This window comes from Actinomadura citrea, assembly GCF_013409045.1.
GTDB classification, from domain to species: domain Bacteria; phylum Actinomycetota; class Actinomycetes; order Streptosporangiales; family Streptosporangiaceae; genus Spirillospora; species Spirillospora citrea.
The window spans coordinates 7433188-7449638 of the sequence record NZ_JACCBT010000001.1 but is presented as its reverse complement, the minus strand read 5'-3'; the positions used below and the strand labels follow the sequence as shown (position 1 = coordinate 7449638).

Here is a 16451-nt window from a genome sequence, read left to right as displayed (position 1 = left end):
CACATGACCATCGGGCTGACCGAGGAGCACCGCGACCTGCGCGACGCCGTGCGCGCGTTCGCCTCCCGGCAGGTGACCCCAGCGGCCGTCCGCGCCGCCGTGGACGCCGAGCGGGAGCAGGCGCCCGCGTTCTGGGACGATCTCGCCGCGCAGGGCCTGCTCGGCCTGCACCTTCCCGAGGGCGCCGGCGGTGCGGGCTACGGTCTGGTCGAACTGGCCGTCGTCCTGGAGGAGCTGGGGCGGGCCGTCGCTCCGGGGCCGTTCCTGCCGACGGTGCTGGCGAGCGCCGTGCTGGACCGGGCGGGGCACACCGAGCACCTGCCGTCCCTCGCCGACGGGAGCACGGTCGGCGCCGTGGGCCTGGACGCGGGGACGCTCTCGCTCTCCCGCGCGGGCGGCGAGATCACGGTGACCGGCACGTCGGGACCCGTCCTCGGCGCCCCGCGGGCGGACGTCCTCGTCCTCCCGGTGAAGGACGGCGACGCGATGGCCTGGATCGTGCTGCCCCGGGACGCCGTGAGGGTGGACGAGCTGCCCAGCCACGACCTGACCCGTCGGCTGGCCCGGGTCGGGGCGGAGAACCGGATGGTCTCCGACCGTTCAGTCCTGAATCTGGACGCACAGGCCGTGCGCGACCTCGCGGCGGTCCTGTTCTCCGCCGAAGCCTCCGGCCTGGCCGACCGGGCGACGGCGACCGCCGCCGAGTACGCCAAGGTCCGCGAGCAGTTCGGCCGTCCCATCGGGCAGTTCCAGGGGGTCAAGCACCGCTGCGCCCGGATGCTCGCGCACGCCGAGCAGGCCCGCGCCTGCGCCTGGGACGCCGCCCGCGCCCAGGACGAGGGGCGGGCGCGGGAGGCGTCGCTCGCGGCCGCCGTCGCCGGGGCCACCAGCGTCCAGGCCGCGTTCCAGACCGCGAAGGACTGCGTGCAGACACTCGGCGGCATCGGCTTCACCTGGGAGCACGACGCGAGCCTCTACCTGCGCCGCGCCCAGACCCTCCGCGTCCTGCTCGGCTCCACCGCGTCCTGGCGCCGCCGCGTCGCCCGCCTCACCCTCGACGGCGTCCGCCGCGAACTCCGCGTCGGACTTCCCCCGGAGGCCGAGCGGATCCGCGCCGAGGTCCGGGCCGAGCTGGAGCCCGCCAAGGCCCTGGACGGCGAGGAGCGCTCCGCCTACCTCGCCGACCGCGGCTACACGTCCCCCCACCTGCCCGAGCCCTGGGGCAAGGGCGCCGGCGCCGTCACCCAGCTCGTCATCGCCGAGGAGATGCGCGCCGCCGGCCTGCGCGCCCACGACATGATCATCGGCAACTGGGTGGTGCCGACGCTGATCGCGCACGGCTCGCCCGCCCAGCACGAGCGGTTCCTGCCCCCTTCCCTGCGCGGCGACATCCGCTGGTGCCAGCTGTTCTCCGAGCCGGGCGCGGGCTCCGACCTCGCCGCCCTCGCCACCCGCGCGGAGAAGGCCGAGGGCGGCTGGAAGATCACCGGCCAGAAGGTGTGGACGTCCATGGCCCGCGAGGCCGACTGGGGCATCCTGCTCGCGCGCACCGACCCGTCCGTCCCGAAGCACAAGGGTCTGTCGTACTTCCTCCTCGACATGAGGTCGCCCGGCATCGACATCCGGCCGCTGCGCGAGCTGACCGGCGACACCCTGTTCAACGAGGTGTTCCTGGACGGCGTGTTCATCCCCGACGACCTCCTCGTCGCGGCGCCGGGCGACGGCTGGAAGCTCGCCCGCACGACCCTCGCCGACGAACGCGTCTCGCTCTCGAACGACTCGTCCCTCGGCAGCGGCGGCGAGGCCCTGATCAGGCTGGCCGCGGACGCCGGCGACGAGCGCCTGACCACGCTCGGCGGCATCCTCTGCGACGCGCAGTCGAGCAGCCTGTTCGGCCTGCGCACGACGCTGCGCTCGCTCGCGGGGGGCCGGCCCGGCGCCGAGTCCAGCATCAGCAAGCTGATCGGCGTCGAGCACATCCAGCAGGTGTGGGAGACGGCCGTGGACTGGATCGGCCCGGAGGCGCTCTCCGGCGAGGGCGAGGGCGGGAGGGACGACCCGACCTGGATGTTCCTGAACTCCCGCAACATGTCGATCGCGGGCGGCACCACCGACGTCCAGCTGAACATCATCGGGGAGCGCCTCCTCGGCCTCCCGCGCGACCCGCAGCCGTCCGGAGCGGCGTCATGACCCTCGACCTTCAGGCCGAGGCGCAGGCGACCGGTGTGGACGCGGCGGCCGCGGCGGCCCGCCGCGTCCTCGACGCGCTGGTCGGCTCCGGAGACCTCTCGGGTGCCGACATGTCGGACGTGGCCGCCCGCCTGAACGCCGTGGCCGACGACCTGGAGGCGGCGGCACCGCCGCTGCGCGACCGCCTGGTCGACATGTGGCGCGGCGACGGCAACACCCGCCACGACCCGGTCACCGGCCCCGAGAACCCGATCGCCCCGCCGCTGGAGTACACCGCCGCGGACTCCCGCACCATCGAGGCCACCACGACGCTGGGCCTGCCCTACCAGGGGCCGCCGTCCAGCGTCCACGGCGGAATCTCGGCCCTCCTCCTGGACCACACCCTCGGCGTGGCGAACGGATGGGCGGGCAAGTCCGGCATGACAGCGGAGCTCACCCTGCGCTACCACCGCCTGACGCCCCTCTTCGAGCCCCTCACGATCAGCGCCCGCCAGGTCTCCGTGGACGGCCGCAAGATCCGGACGGTGGGAGCCATCCGGGCCGGCGGCGAAGACTGCGTGACCGCCGAGGGCCTCTTCGTCGCCAAGTACCCACCCCGCCCTCGCTGACCTGCGATGACAGATATGTACGTTTGTTCCTAAGATTCGTGTACGTTTGTACATATGGGGGAGACGGAACCAGCGGAGGACCGCAGGCGGACACGCCGCAACGACCCGGACCGCAAGGCGCGCATCGTCGAGGCCGCCCTCGACGCCATCGCGGAGGACGGCGCGGCGGCGGCGACCCACCGGAGCATCGCCGCCCGGGCCGGCGTGCCGCTCGGCTCGGTCACCTACCACTTCGCCGGTCTCGGCGACCTGCACGCGCAGGCGTTCGCCCGGTACGTGGACGTGGCATCGGCGGCGTTCGAGGACCTGTTCGCCGACGTCGGGAGCCGCGAGCAACTCGTCGACGTCCTGGTCGGCTATGTGCACGGGGGGCCGGCCCGGCGGCGCAGTGCGACCCTCGGCTTCGAACTCCACCTCGCGGCGCTCAGGGCGCCCGCCCTCCGCGCCCTCACGCAGGCGTGGACGGCGGGAAGCCGCGCGGTGCTGGCCCGCTTCACCGGCCCCGACGCCGCCGCCCGCCTGGACGCGCTGCTGGAGGGGATGGTCATGCACGCCCTGCTCACCACCGAACCGGAGCCGCGCGAGGCGACGAGGGCGGCGATCGTCCAGACCCTCGGACCGGAGGACGCGCGCCCGTGACGCCTCCCGTGATCGCCGTGCCCGACGCCGACCTGGACGACCTGCGCTCGCGGCTGCGCCGCACCCGATGGCCGGACCCCTGGCCCGCCCCCGGATGGAGCGCCGGCACCGACCCCGCCGCGCTGCGACGCCTCACCGCCTACTGGGCGGACGGCTACGACTGGCGCACCCACGAGGCCGCCCTCAACGCGCTCCCGTCCCGCTTCGCGGACATCGGCGGAACACCGGTCCACTACCTCCGCTTCGACGGAGAGCACCCGGACGCCCTGCCGATCATCCTGACGCACGGCTGGCCCAGTACCGTCCTCGAACTGGTGGACCTGGCCCGCCGCCTTTCCGCGCCATCGCGATACGGAGGCGACCCGACCGACGCGTTCACCGTCATCGTCCCGTCCCTCCCCGGCTTCGCGTTCTCACCGCAGCGCCCGTCGCTCGAAGCGGAGCAGACGCACGAACTCTGGCACCGCCTCATGCACGACGAACTCGGCTTCGCCCGCTACGCCGCCCACGGCGGCGACCTGGGCGCCGGAATCAGCGCCCGCCTGGCGGAGGCCCACCCCGAAGCCCTCGTCGGCATCCACGTCCTGGCGGTGGCCGCCCCCACCGCCTACGACCCCGCGAGCCTCACCCCGCAGGAGCAAGCGCACCTCGACTCCGTGACGGCCTGGAGCATCGAGGAGGGCGGCTACCAGCACCAACAGAGCACGCGCCCCATCACGCTGAGCTATGGCCTGGCCGACTCTCCAACCGGGCTGCTCGCCTGGATCGTGGAGAAGTACCGGGCCTGGAGCGACTGCGGAGGCGACCTGTCCTCCCGGTTCAGCGACGACTTCGTCCTGACACAGGCGTCCCTCTACTGGTTCACCAACACCATCGGAACGTCCTTCCGCCCCTACTACGAGTACGACCAGGGCCTGACCCGCCGCGTGGAGAAGGTGGACGTCCCCACGGCCCTCGCCCTCTTTCCAGCCGACCTGGCTCACCCACCCCGCACCTGGGCCGAGCGCACCTACAACCTGACGAGATACACGGCCATGCCCCGCGGCGGCCACTTCGCCGCCCACGAGGAACCCGCCCTACTCGCAGACGACCTCAAGGACTTCTTCCGCCCCCTCCGCTGACTCCATCGACTCCTGGACCCTGACGCACCGCCACTCCTGCGTCCTGACCGCTCCCCGGCCGTGTCCAGGGCGGGAGAGAATCAGGGGGTGACCTTCTTGGCGGCGCGGTTGTTCCTGGGGTCGGCCGGGCTGGGAGCGCTGCCCGCCTGGCTGGGCTCGCTGCCGGTCGTGCCGCGCCGGGCGGTGCTGATCCCCACGGCGGCGAATCCTCTGCCGTCCGCACCGTTCGTCGGTGTCGCCGCCGAGCTGCTCGGGACGGAGGGGGTGGCGGTGGACGTCCTCGATCTCGAACGCGCCGCAGGTGACGACCTACGGCGTGCGCTGGACGGAGCCCAGGTGGTGTTCGTCACCGGCGGGTATCCCATCTTCCTGCTGGAACATGTCCGCCGCAGCGGGTTCGACCGCCTTGCCGCGACCGCCGTCGCCGACGGGGCCCTGGCCTATGCGGGGATCTCGGCGGGAGCGGCTCTCGCCGGGCCCGACCTGCGGGCGCTGCAAGCCGCGGACGACCCTGGAACCGTCGACTCCACCGCCGGGCTCGGCCTGGTCCCCTTCGTGGTGCTGCCCCACCGGAACCGGGGGCGGGCCGCGCGGCACGACCGGCTGGCCCGCGAACTCGGCGGGACCTGGCGCATGATCTCCATCAACGACGACCAGGCCGTCGGCGTCGCCGGCGACGCCTTCGAGATCTTGGATTCCGGCTGATTCTCGGGAGGCGCGCTAACGGCCGGTCCCCAGGGCGATGTGGGCCTTGCAGCCCTGCCTGGCCTCGGTCGGGGACGGCACCCATGCCTTGGTCTTGCCCGGGGAGACCCTGGCGAGGACGCAGCGCGGTTTGCCCGGGGGCGTGGCGTCGGAGTGCAGGGCCACGCCGACGGCGAAGTCGGACTGGGGCTCGGTCTCGATCCTGATCGCGGGGTGCAGGCCGAGCTTCGCCAACGCTGCGCGGACGTCCCTCTCCTCCACGCCCCGGCCCGAGGGAAGCGCGTTCACCTTGGGCAGGGCCCGCTCGATGCGCGCGGCGGAGACCGGCGGTGCCTCGGGCCATGGGGCGAACGTCGGGGGTGCGCCGTCGGGGCAGGGTGCGGGTGGTGGGGCGGTGTCCCACTCGCCGGGCCTGCCGTCGAAGGCCAGCTCGAAGCAGCGGTTCGCGGTGACCCGACCGGGCCCCTGGAACAGGCCCTCGCCGCGTAGCGCGACGCCGGAGACCCGCACGGTCACCCGGACGCCGCCCGGGGTGCCGGTGCCGGCGCCCGACACGTTCAGGACCTCGACGCCCTTGAGGTCCGCGATGTGGTGGCCGATGTCGTCCGCCTTGACCAGCCGGGTGCCGTACATGGCGTTGCTCACCTGCCTGACCTTGTCGCGGGCGTCGTCGACGGCGTCCGCCTCGGCCGTGGCGTCCGCGCAGCCGGCGGCGGCCAGGGCGGTGACCGCCAGGGCCGCGATCATGGTGAGGCGCACCGCTCGACTCAATCACACCCCGGGGGCGGCCCCCAGTCCGGCCGTCACGGTTCGTGAGGCCACCGCCGTTAGAGGTCGCGGCCAGGGCGACGGACAGTTCCACCGGCATCGGCCCTTCCTTGGTAGTTCTCATCTACGTAGACTGAATCTACATAGATTCGAGCTACGAGCTTGGGGGCCTGGTGTTCATCGGGAGGACGGCCGAGCTGGCGCTCTTGGGAAAGCGTCTGGAGCGGGTCGCGGCCACGGGGGCCGGGACGGCGGTCGCCCTGCGCGGTCGCCGCCAGGTCGGCAAGTCGCGGCTCGTCCAGGAGTTCTGCGACCTCGCCGGGGTGCCGTACCTGTTCTCGGCCGCCACGAAGGGGGCGTCGCCGGTCGAGGCGGTGGCCTCGTTCACCCGCGACCTCAGGGAATCGGCGCTGCCGAGCGAGCCCGATCTCGTCCCTCGGCTGGACGGCGGCAACTGGCCTGACGCGTTCAGGGTCCTTGCGGCGACCCTGCCGGACACGCCGTCCATCGTCGTGCTGGACGAACTGCCGTGGCTCGCCGAGCAGGACCCGGTGTTCGACGGCGCGTTGCAGACCGCGTGGGATCGGCTTCTGTCGTCCAAGCCCGTCCTGCTCCTGCTCCTCGGCAGCGACCTGCACATGATGGAGCGCCTCACCGCCTACGACCGCCCGTTCTACGGGCGGGCCGACAACCTGGTGCTCGGTCCGCTGAATCCGGCCGACCTGGGCCGGGCGCTCGGACTCGGCGCCGCCGACGCCATCGACGCGCACCTGGTCTCCGGAGGACTGCCGGGCATCGTCCGCACCTGGCCCCATGCCACCCCCGCGCTGGACTTCATGCGGGACGAGTGCGCCGACCCGGCCGCGGCCCTGTTCGGTGTGCCGGAAGCGTCCCTCCTGGCGGAGTTCCCCAACCCCGACACGGCGCGGCGCGTGCTGGAGGCGATCGGCTCCGGCGACCGGACGCACGCCAACATCGCCGCGGCGGCCGGTGGACGCGGCGAGGCGCTCCCGTCCGGGACCCTGTCGCCTCTCCTGCGCCGGCTGACCCGCGACAAGCACGTCCTCGTCGAGGAGCACCCCGTCTCCACGAAGCCCGGCAGGCCCGCTCTGTACCGGATCGCCGACAGCAGCATGCGCCTCTACCTGGCGGTCCTCCGGGCGGCGCACGAGCAGGCCCGCCGGGGACGGCCCGAAACGGGCTTCCGCCTGGTCGAGCGCCGCTGGACGTCCTGGCGGGGCCGGGCCGTGGAGCCGCTCGTCCGGCAGGCCCTGGAGCTGTCGGACCTGCCCTGGCCGGACGTCGGCGCGGTCGGCGGCTGGTGGAACCGCCGCTTCGACCCGGAGATCGACCTCGTCGGCGCCGACCGCGCCCCCGTGGCGAACCGGATCCGCTTCGCCGGCTCGATCAAGTGGCTCAACGGGCCGTTCGACGACCGCGACCTGGCGGAGCTCCGCCGCGCCGCCGTCGAGGTGCCCGGCCTGGACCCGGCGACCGCGGGCCTCGTCGTGGTCTCGCTTTCCGGCACGGACTTCACCGGTGATGTCGCCCTGAGCTGGGGCCCCGACGACGTGATCGCCGCCTGGCGCCACTAGCCGGGACGCGTCGATGTCACGTTCTCGGGGTGCGGGGGGTCGTGGAGGAGTAACGACACAGCGGATCCGCTTGGAGGAGTCATGACATCGACCATCCTGGTCACCGGTGGGACGGGCACCCTCGGGCGGCAGGTCGTGCCGCGGCTGCGGGAGGCCGGGCAGGCCGTGCGGGTGCTCAGCCGCAGCAGGCGGGAGCCCGCGGACGGCGTCGAGTACGTGACCGGCGACCTGTCCGAGAACGAGGGGATCGACGCCGCGCTGGACGGCATCGAGACCGTCATGCACCTCGCGGGCGGCAACAAGGGCGATGACGTGGTCGCGCGGAACATGGTGCGCGCCGCGTCGCGCGCGGGGGTGAGGCACCTCGTGCTCATCTCGGTCATCGGTGCCGACAGCGTGCCGGTGGCCTGGCTCAGGACCCAGATGGAGGTGGAGCGGATCGTGACGGAGTCGGGCGTGCCGTTCACGATCCTGCGGGCCGCGCAGTTCCACGACCTGGTGTTCAAGGTGGTGCGGGGGATGGCGAAGTCCCCGGTGGTGCCGGTCCCGGGCGGGCTCCGCTTCCAGCCGGTGGACGCGCGCGACGTCGCGGAGCGGCTCGTGGAACTGGCGCTCGGCGAACCGGCCGGCCGCGTCCCCGACCTGGCCGGGCCCGCGGTGTTCCCGATCGGCGCGCTCATCCGCGGATACCTGCGGGCGAGCGGCAAGCGCCGCGCGACGATGCCCGTCCGCATCCCGGGGAAGGCCGGGCGCGCCTACCGCGCCGGCGACAACCTCTCCATCGAAGGGACCGACCGGGGCGCGCACACCTGGGAGGACTTCCAGGCCGAGCAGCTCGGGCGCCCCGCCTCCCTCCAGGGGGCGGCCGGCTGACGGCGCCCGCCGCCGGGATCCCCGTCCCGGCGCTGCGGGCGGATCAGAGGACCTCGGTCTCGACCTGTTTGCGGAGCACCTTTCCGGTCGCGTTGCGGGGGAGGGGGTGGGTGGTGACGTGCCAGCGGGACGGGACCTTGAAGTAGGCGAGCCGCTCCCGGGCGAAGTCGGCCAGATCCTCGGCGGTGGGCGGGGCGTCGGCGAAGACGGCGACCGCGGCGACCTCCTGGCCGAGATCGGGGTGCGGGACGCCGATGACGATGCACTCGCGCAGCCCCGGGTACTCGGCGAGGACGTTCTCGATCTCCGCCGGGTAGACGTTCTCGCCGCCGCGGATGATCAGGTCGGAGCGGCGGGTGGTGAGCCGCAGCCGGCCCTGCTCGACCATGCCGATGTCGCCGGTGTGCAGCCAGCGGTCGGCGTCGAACGCGCGGGCGGTGGCCTCGGGGTCGCGCCAGTAGCCGACCATGTTGTAGGCGCTGCGGACGCAGACCTCGCCCTCGACGCCGTCGGGGAGCGGCTTGTCGTCGGGGTCGCGGATCTCCAGTTGCACCCCGACCGACGGGCGGCCGAGCGTCCCCGGCGCCTCCGCCAGGTCGGCGGGGGTGGCGGTGGACACGCCGGTGCACGACTCGGTGAGCCCGTAGCTGTCGACCAGGCCGCCCTTCGCGGGCGGGAACACCGCGCGCAGCCGCTCCTTGAACGCCGGTGAGGACGGCGCGGTGGCCAGCGAGAACGCCGTGAGCGAGGAGACGTCGTACTTGGCCAGGTCGCCGTGCTCGATCATCCGGTGCGCCATGGTGGGGACGGCGCCCCAGTTCGTCACGCGCTCCCGCTCGATGAGGCCGAGCACCTTGTCCACGTCGAAGCCGCCCTCGTGCATGATCACGGCGGTGCCGGTGGCGAGCCGGGGCACGGCGAGGTTGTGCAGGCACGCGATGTGGAACAGCGGCAGCGCCAGCAGGTAGCGGCGGGACGCGGGGTCCACCGGGTCGCCGAAGGCGCGCATCAGGGCGTCGTTGAAGCGGTGGTACTCGATCACCGAGGTCAGGTTCCGGTGCGAGTGGACGGCCCCCTTGGGGCGGCCCGACGTCCCGCTGGTGTAGAGGATGACCGCCGGGTCGTCCTCGGCGACCCGCGGCGGCTCCAGGACGGCGTCCGGGTAGCGGCGCGTCAGCGACGGGACGTCCCGCTCCACCGTCAGCACGTCCTCGGAGATCAGCGCGGCCCGCTTCTCGTCGGCGATGACGACCTTCGGGTCGGTGTGCCCGAGGGCGTACTCGATCTCGCGGGGCGCCCACCAGGCGTTGTAGCCGACCGCGACGGCCCCCGCGGCGATCGCCGCCCAGAACGACACGATCCACTCGGGGCTGTTGGCGGCGTCGATCGCGATGCGGTCTCCGGGGCGCACCCCGAGGTCGTCCCGCAGCGCCTTCGCCATGGAGGCGACGGCGGCCGCGTGCTCGGCGAAGCTCAGCCGCCGGTCCGCGGTGACGATGTAGTCGCGGTCGCCGTGGGACGCCGAGTCGACGAGCACCTCGCCGAGGCTGCGGGCGCGGTTCGCGAACACCGGGATCCGGGCGCCGAGCACGTCCTCCTCCCGCAGCTCGAACTCGCCACCGGGACCGGTCAGCCTCCGGACGATCTCCATGGGGACCCCTCCTCCTCGCCGGACGCGCTCATTGTCGGCCGCCCCACCACGGGCTTCACCAGGGCATTCCGCTCAGCGGGACCGCCGCCCGCACCTCAGGTCGCGGTGATTCCCGGTGAGCGGGACTGGTCACTTCACGTGGTCCCCATCACATCACCATGGGCCCTCACCAGGACTGATTCAGTCCGGGCCCTGCCGCGTGCGGCGCGGGGGACCGGGCTGGGCGCGAAGCAGGACTGAGCGGAGTCGTTACATGGGAAGCCTCAGCGGCAAGGTCGCGATCGTGACCGGAGCGGGACAGGGCGTCGGGCAGGGCATCGCGCTCGCGCTGGCGTCGGAGGGCGCGGCGATCGCCGCGCTCGGCAGGACGCGGGCCAAGCTCGACGCGACGTGCGAGCTGGTCCGGGCGCGCGGCGCGAAGGCCGAGGCGTTCGTGTGCGACGTCGCCGAGACCGAGGCGATCCCCGCGGTGGTCGAGCGGGTCGCCGAGACGTTCGGCGGCGTCGACATCCTCGTCAACAACGCCTACTCCGGCGCCTACGGGCCGCTCCTGGAGATGAGCGACCGCGCGTTCCGGAAGGGGTTCACGACCGGCCCGTTCGCCGCGTTCGCGTTCATGAGGGCGTGCCACCCGCACATGAAGGCGCGCGGCGGCGGCAGCATCGTCAACCTCGTCACCTCCGCCATGGTCCGCTGGGATCCCACCACCTTCGGCGCCTACGCGGCCGCCAAGCAGGCGCTCCGGTCGCTGACCCGCACGGCCGCCGCCGAGTGGGGGCCGGACGGGATCCGCGCCAACAGCATCGCCCCGCACGCCCTTTCTCCCGGGCTGAAGTGGTGGGCGGAGACGAACCCCGAGGAGGCCGAGGAGTTCCGCAAGACGATCCCCCTCGGCTACATCGGCGACTGCGAGGACGACATCGGCAGGGCCGTGGTGGCGCTCGTCCAGCCCGCCATGCGCTACCTCACCGGAGCCACCATCCCGCTTGACGGCGGCCAGGCCCACTTCGGCTGAACCGGCGGCGACACAGACCACGCCCCCCGCCTGACATCACCTCACCCACCCCATGCCACCGGCCGCGTCCGCGCGCGCCGGTGAAAGGAGTACGTCCGTATGAAGCTCGACAAGATCGGACGCCTCGCGGCGGGAGCCGTCGCGGTCGCGCTCGTGACGACGTCCTGTGCCAGCGACCGCTCGGGCACCGACGGGACGGCCGCCGGGAACGGGCCGGGCGGCGGCGCGAGCGCGAGCGCGAGCGCGAGCGCGGGCGCGGGCGCCAAGGCGTTCGGGACGCTGCCGTCGCCGTGCGGACCGGGCGACGCCAAGGGCAGGACCGACCAGGGCGTCACCGACGACCAGATCGCGATCGGGTTCGGCGACGACCGCGGCTTCACCTCGGCGCCCGGCCTGTCCAAGGAGATGGGCGACGCCGTCAGCGCCATGATCGACTGGTGCAACGGGCAGGGCGGCATCAACGGGCGCAAGATCAAGGGCAACCAGTACGACGCCGCCTACATGCAGTCCGCGAAGGTGGTGCAGGAGTCCTGCAAGCAGGACTTCATGCTCGTCGGGCAGGGCTTCGCGATGGACGAGGCCGCCGAGCAGTACCGCGTGGGCTGCAAGCTGCCGACCGTCGCCGGCTTCACCGTCGGCCCGAACGCGGCGATGGGCCCGATGAAGTACGAGGCCGTCCCGTACCCGGTGGACATGATGAACATCGGGGCGCTGCGCATCGCGCAGAAGATGTTCCCCGACTACAAGGACAGGACGGATCTGCTGCTGTCGACGTCCCCGGCCGTCAGCACCGGCACCAACAAGGTCGCGAGCGCGATGAAGGGGATCGGCGTCAAGCCGCTGGAGTGCGGCGTCCGGCTGAACGACGCGGGCGAGAGCAGCTACATGCCGTTCGCCAAGAAGATCAAGGACTGCGGGGCGAAGTACCTGTGGACGTCCGACTCGCCCGACCCGGGGCAGTTCAACCTGCTGGAGTCGATCGATCGGGCGGGCGCCGACCCCACCTACGTGTTCGAGGCGACCTGGTACAGCTCGCTGGTCTCCAAGTGGAACACCTCCGGCGCGGGTGACCGCCTGCACGTCGGCATGATCTTCCAGCCGCTGGAGAACGCGGACAAGGTCCCGGCGGTCAAGCAGTACACCGACCTCGTCAGCGCCGAGAAGGGCAAGGTCGCGCTGCTCGGCATGCAGGCGACCTCGGCGTTCCTGCTGTGGGCGCAGTCCGCGAGCAAGTGCGGCTCGGACCTCACCCGGCAGTGCGTGATCAACGAACTGTCGAAGGTGCACGAGTGGACGGGCGGCGGCCTGCACGCGCCGACCGACCCGGGCGCCAACAAGCCGGCGTCGTGCTCGCTCATGGTCAAGCTGGACAAGACCAGGTACGAGCAGGTCTACCCGAAGAACGCGGGCGAGTTCGAGTGCGGCGGCGACTTCGTCGTCAAGACCGACCCGAAGACGTGGGGGACGCAGCTCAACGGCGACCGGATCTCCACCAAGTTCCTGACCGGCGACGTCATCAAGCCCCAGACGTCCTGACCGCGACGGCGGCCGGAGCGTCCTCCCATGGCGGTGAACAAGTGGCGGTGACCACGTGACCACGTTCCTGACCTACACCATTCTCGGCCTGGTCCTCGGCTCGGTGTACTCCATCGCGGCCTCGGGGCTCGTGCTGACGTACAACACCTCGGGAATCTTCAACTTCGCGCATGGCGCGCAAGCCATGTTCGGAACGTTCCTGTACTGGCACTGCACCGAGCGGTGGGGCTGGCCGGTGTGGCTCGCGCTGACCGTCGTGGTCGGCGTCGCCGGCCCCGCGATGGGCGCCGCCCTGCACGCCGCCATCATGCGGGGCCTGCGCGGCACCGCCGACGTCACGAAGATCATCGTGACGGTGGCGGTGCTGCTCGGGACCGTCTACCTGGCGCAGTGGATCTGGAATCCCGACGAGGCCCACACCGTCGGCATGTTCTTCGGCGCGGGCTCGAAGATCACGGTCGCGGGGGTGGTGGTCCGGTACCACGAGATCGTGTGCCTGGTCGCCGCCGTCGCGATCGCCGCGGGGCTGCGGGTGCTGTTCACCCGCAGCCGCGTGGGCGTGGTGATGCGCGGGTCCGTCGACGACCCCGACCTGCTGCGGCTGAACGGCCACGACCCGGAGCGCGCCGCGATGCTGTCGTGGGCGCTCGGGTCGACGCTGGCCGTGCTGGCCGGGGTGCTGATCGTGCCGATCAGCGGCGGCGGGCTGGACGCCAATGCGCTGACGCTGCTGGTGATCGACGCGTTCGCGGCGGCGATGTTCGGGCGGCTGCGCAGCATCCCCCGCACCTTCGCCGGCGCGATGGTGCTCGGGCTGGCCGCCAACTACGTGCTGGCCTACCTGCCGTCGGCGGGCACGTTCACCGGCAACCTGCGCGTCTCGCTCCCGATGATCATCTTGTTCGTGGTCCTGGTGGTGCTGCCCCAGGACCGGCTGCGCGGGGCCGCGATCCGGACCCGTGAGCGGTACCGGCCGCCGACCGTCCGGTCGGCGGCGGTGTGGGGGCTCGTCCTGGTCGCGGTCGTCTACCTCTACAGCCTGCTGCTGTCGGACGGCGCGGTCACGACGTTCTCGCTCGGCATGACGTTCGCGATCATCGCCCTGTCGCTGACCGTCCTCACCGGCTACGCGGGCGAGCTGAACCTCGCGCCGCTGGCGTTCGGGGCGGTCGCGACGGTGGTGGCGTTCCACTTCGGCGTGCAGGGCAGCGGCCTCGGAGCCCGGACGAACATCCAGGGCGTGCTGCTCGCCGTCGCGGCGGCGGCGCTGGTCGGCGGGCTCGTCGCGCTGCCGGCGCTGCGGCTGCGCGGCCTGTACCTGGCGCTCGCGACCATGGCGTTCGGCGAGTTCCTGTCGAACATGGTGCTGCGCGACACCACCGAGCACGAACTTTTCGGGATGCGGTTCACCCTCTTCCCGGACGGGGCGCTCGTCGTCCCGCCCCTCAAGGTCGGCCCGCTCGACCTGCGGGACGGAACGACCTCGCTGATGACCGCGACCGCGCTGTTCGCGCTCATCGCCGTCGGGCTCGCCGCGCTGCGCGGCAGCGGCTACGGGCGGCGGCTCGCGGCGATGAAGGACAGCCCGGCGGCGACGGCGATGCTCGGGCAGAACCTCGTCCGGCTGAAGCTGAGCGTCTTCATGATCTCCGCGGCGATCGCGGGGCTCGGCGGCGTGCTGATGTCGGCGGCGACCGGGACCGTCGCGCAGGAGAACTTCTCCTTCGTCGGCAGCCTCGCCCTGCTCATGCTCGTCGTGGTGGCGGGCATCGGCTACCTCAGCGGCGCCCTGTTCGGCGGCCTGATGGCGGGCGTCGGCTCGGCCGTCCTCGTCTCGACGTTCGGCGACCTCGCCCTGGAGAACGAGGGCATGGCCACCGTCTACCGGGCGCTCGGCCACCTCGTCCTCGTCGGGACGGCGCTGGTCGGGATGGGCGTCGGCCGGAACCCGAGCGGGTTCGTCCACGACCTCGTCGACGGCTACCGCGCGATCCGGACTGCCAGGCCCCTGCTGTTCGGGGCGGGGGCGCTGGGCGCCGTCCTGTACGTCCTCGCGCTGACCGGCGTGATCGGCACCTGGACGTTCGCCCTGGCCGCGCTGTGCGTCGTCATGCTGCTGCCCGCCGTGGGCCGCGCCTACCTGGAGGAGGGACGCGGGGGCCGCCCGGTGCCGCTGGAACTCGTCGGCGTGGACGAGCCCTACACCGACGCGCTGCGCGTCCGCCTCGACCGCGAACTCGGCCTGAAGGGAACGGTCCATGCCTGAGACCCCGCCCCTGCTCGCGACCCGGGGCGTCACCGTCCGGTTCGGCGGCAACACCGCCGTGGACGACGTCAGCCTCACCATGGGCGAAGGCCGCATCACCGGGCTCATCGGCCCGAACGGCGCGGGCAAGACCACGATGTTCAACACCATCACCGGGCTGCAGAGGCCCGCGTCCGGCCAAGTGCTCCTGGACGGGGACGACATCACCCGCCTGTCCCCGGCCAAGCGCGCGCGGCGCGGCATGGCGCGGACGTTCCAGCGGCTGGAGCTGTTCCTGTCCCTGTCCGTGCGCGACAACGTCCGCGTCGCTGGCGACGTCCTGCGCGCCACGTCCCGCAGGCGGTTCGACCTGAACGAGGAGACCGACCGGGTCCTGGAGCGCACGGGCCTCATCGACGTCGCCGACCGCGACGTGTCCGACATCCCGATCGGGCGGGCCCGGGTGGTGGAGGTGGCGCGCGCGCTGATGACCTCGCCGCGCGTGCTGCTGCTGGACGAGCCCGCCTCCGGCCAGACCGAGCGCGAGACGGAGGCGTTCGCCGAGATGCTCACCGGCCTCGCCGCCGAGGGCCTCGCCATCTGCCTGGTCGAGCACGACCTGCCGCTGGTCATGCGGCTGTGCTCCACCGTCCACGTCCTCGACTACGGCGCGCTCATCGCGTCCGGCGCACCCCGGGAGATCAAGGAGTCGCCGGAGGTCATCGCCGCCTACATCGGCACCGAGGAGGGGAGCCATGCCTGAACCGGACGCGGTCGCCGAACCGGCCGCCACGGCACCGCCGGAACCGCTGCTCGAACTGAGGGGCATCCGCGCGGGCTACGGCGCCATCGAGGTCCTGCACGGCGTCGACCTGGCGCTGCGGCCCGGCTCGCTGCTGGCGCTGCTCGGCCCGAACGGCGGCGGCAAGTCGACCACGATGCGGGTCTGCGCGGGCCTGCACCCGCCGACCGGCGGCGACCTGCTGTTCGCCGGGCGGAGGGTGAACGGCGTCTCGGCGCAGGACGCGGCGCGCCTCGGCGTCTGCGCCGTCCCCGAGGGCCGCGGGATCTTCCCCAACCTGACGGTGCGGGAGAACCTGTGGGCCGCCACCGGGACCGGTGCCCGGCTGGAGGACCTGGAGGAGCGGGCCTACGCCCGCTTCCCGATCCTCGGCGAGCGCCGCCACCAGCTCGCCGGATCGATGTCCGGCGGCGAGCAGCAGATGCTCGCGCTGTCGCGCGCTCTCGGCAGCGACCCCGCGGTGCTGCTGCTCGACGAGCTGTCCATGGGCCTCGCGCCCATGATCGTCACCCGGATGTACGAGACGGTCGCCGAGCTGGTCGAGGGCGGCCTGTCGGTGCTGGTCGCGGAGCAGTTCGCCCGCGCCGTCCTGCCGATCGCCGACACCGCCGCGCTGATGCTGCACGGGCGCGTGGTGGCGGCCGGCCCGCCCGCCGAGATCGAAGACCGGCTGTCCAGCGACTACCTGGGAGGTTGACCCATC

14 protein-coding genes are annotated in these 16451 nt (G+C 72.8%); 12 read left to right on the top strand and 2 right to left on the bottom strand.

What is annotated here, in order from left to right; translation table 11 throughout:
* The first annotated feature begins 3 nt into the window (after positions 1 to 3).
* The 5 genes from BJ999_RS34005 (at position 4) to BJ999_RS33985 (ending at position 5263) form a co-directional block, all read left to right on the top strand.
* The gene (locus BJ999_RS34005; RefSeq protein WP_179837053.1) at positions 4 to 2190 is read left to right on the top strand and encodes an acyl-CoA dehydrogenase family protein; all 2187 of its coding nucleotides are present in this window, start codon (positions 4 to 6) and stop codon (positions 2188 to 2190) included.
* Positions 2187 to 2798 carry a PaaI family thioesterase gene (locus BJ999_RS34000; RefSeq protein ID WP_179837052.1) on the top strand — a complete coding sequence of 204 codons (612 nt, stop codon included), beginning with the start codon at positions 2187 to 2189 and terminating at the stop codon, positions 2796 to 2798. Before BJ999_RS34005 ends, BJ999_RS34000 begins: the two co-directional genes overlap by 4 nt.
* A gap of 54 nt (positions 2799 to 2852) precedes the next feature.
* Entirely contained in the window at positions 2853 to 3437 is a 585-nt protein-coding gene (locus BJ999_RS33995; protein WP_179837051.1) for a TetR/AcrR family transcriptional regulator, read from the top strand.
* Positions 3434 to 4558 (top strand): epoxide hydrolase family protein, encoded by a 1125-nt coding sequence (locus BJ999_RS33990; protein ID WP_218935366.1) that lies wholly within the window; start codon positions 3434 to 3436, stop codon positions 4556 to 4558. Before BJ999_RS33995 ends, BJ999_RS33990 begins: the two co-directional genes overlap by 4 nt.
* An 87-nt stretch (positions 4559 to 4645) precedes the next feature.
* Entirely contained in the window at positions 4646 to 5263 is a 618-nt protein-coding gene (locus BJ999_RS33985) for a Type 1 glutamine amidotransferase-like domain-containing protein (protein ID WP_179837050.1), read from the top strand.
* A gap of 15 nt (positions 5264 to 5278) precedes the next feature.
* Here the strand turns inward: BJ999_RS33985 and BJ999_RS33980 are convergent, their stop codons facing one another.
* Entirely contained in the window at positions 5279 to 6022 is a 744-nt protein-coding gene (locus BJ999_RS33980) for a hypothetical protein (RefSeq protein ID WP_179837049.1), read from the bottom strand.
* Between the two features lie 182 nt (positions 6023 to 6204).
* Between BJ999_RS33980 and BJ999_RS33975 the strand changes: the two genes are divergently transcribed.
* Positions 6205 to 7626 carry an AAA family ATPase gene (locus tag BJ999_RS33975; protein ID WP_218935365.1) on the top strand — a complete coding sequence of 474 codons (1422 nt, stop codon included), beginning with the start codon at positions 6205 to 6207 and terminating at the stop codon, positions 7624 to 7626.
* An 81-nt stretch (positions 7627 to 7707) separates the two neighbouring features.
* The gene (locus tag BJ999_RS33970) at positions 7708 to 8499 is read left to right on the top strand and encodes an SDR family oxidoreductase (RefSeq protein WP_179837048.1); all 792 of its coding nucleotides are present in this window, start codon (positions 7708 to 7710) and stop codon (positions 8497 to 8499) included.
* Between the two features lie 43 nt (positions 8500 to 8542).
* Here the strand turns inward: BJ999_RS33970 and casG are convergent, their stop codons facing one another.
* Entirely contained in the window at positions 8543 to 10150 is a 1608-nt protein-coding gene (gene casG / locus BJ999_RS33965) for a steroid-24-oyl-CoA synthetase (protein WP_179837047.1), read from the bottom strand.
* A gap of 253 nt (positions 10151 to 10403) precedes the next feature.
* Here casG and BJ999_RS33960 point away from each other — a divergent pair, with 253 nt between their 5' ends.
* The 5 genes from BJ999_RS33960 to BJ999_RS33940 all read left to right on the top strand — a co-directional run bounded on the left by BJ999_RS33960 (position 10404) and on the right by BJ999_RS33940 (position 16445).
* The gene (locus BJ999_RS33960) at positions 10404 to 11165 is read left to right on the top strand and encodes an SDR family NAD(P)-dependent oxidoreductase (RefSeq protein ID WP_179837046.1); all 762 of its coding nucleotides are present in this window, start codon (positions 10404 to 10406) and stop codon (positions 11163 to 11165) included.
* A 99-nt stretch (positions 11166 to 11264) separates the two neighbouring features.
* Positions 11265 to 12701, top strand: coding sequence for an ABC transporter substrate-binding protein (locus tag BJ999_RS33955; protein WP_179837045.1), 1437 nt, complete (start codon positions 11265 to 11267; stop codon positions 12699 to 12701).
* Positions 12702 to 12756: 55 nt separating this feature from the next.
* Positions 12757 to 14967, top strand: a complete 2211-nt coding sequence (locus tag BJ999_RS33950) for a branched-chain amino acid ABC transporter permease (protein ID WP_179837044.1) — start codon at positions 12757 to 12759, stop codon at positions 14965 to 14967.
* Positions 14960 to 15709, top strand: coding sequence for an ABC transporter ATP-binding protein (locus BJ999_RS33945; RefSeq protein WP_179837043.1), 750 nt, complete (start codon positions 14960 to 14962; stop codon positions 15707 to 15709). Before BJ999_RS33950 ends, BJ999_RS33945 begins: the two co-directional genes overlap by 8 nt.
* A complete protein-coding gene (locus BJ999_RS33940; RefSeq protein WP_179837042.1) occupies positions 15702 to 16445 on the top strand; it encodes an ABC transporter ATP-binding protein in 744 nt (247 codons plus the stop codon). The genes BJ999_RS33945 and BJ999_RS33940 overlap by 8 nt, the downstream gene beginning before the upstream one ends.
* Positions 16446 to 16451 lie beyond the last annotated feature (6 nt).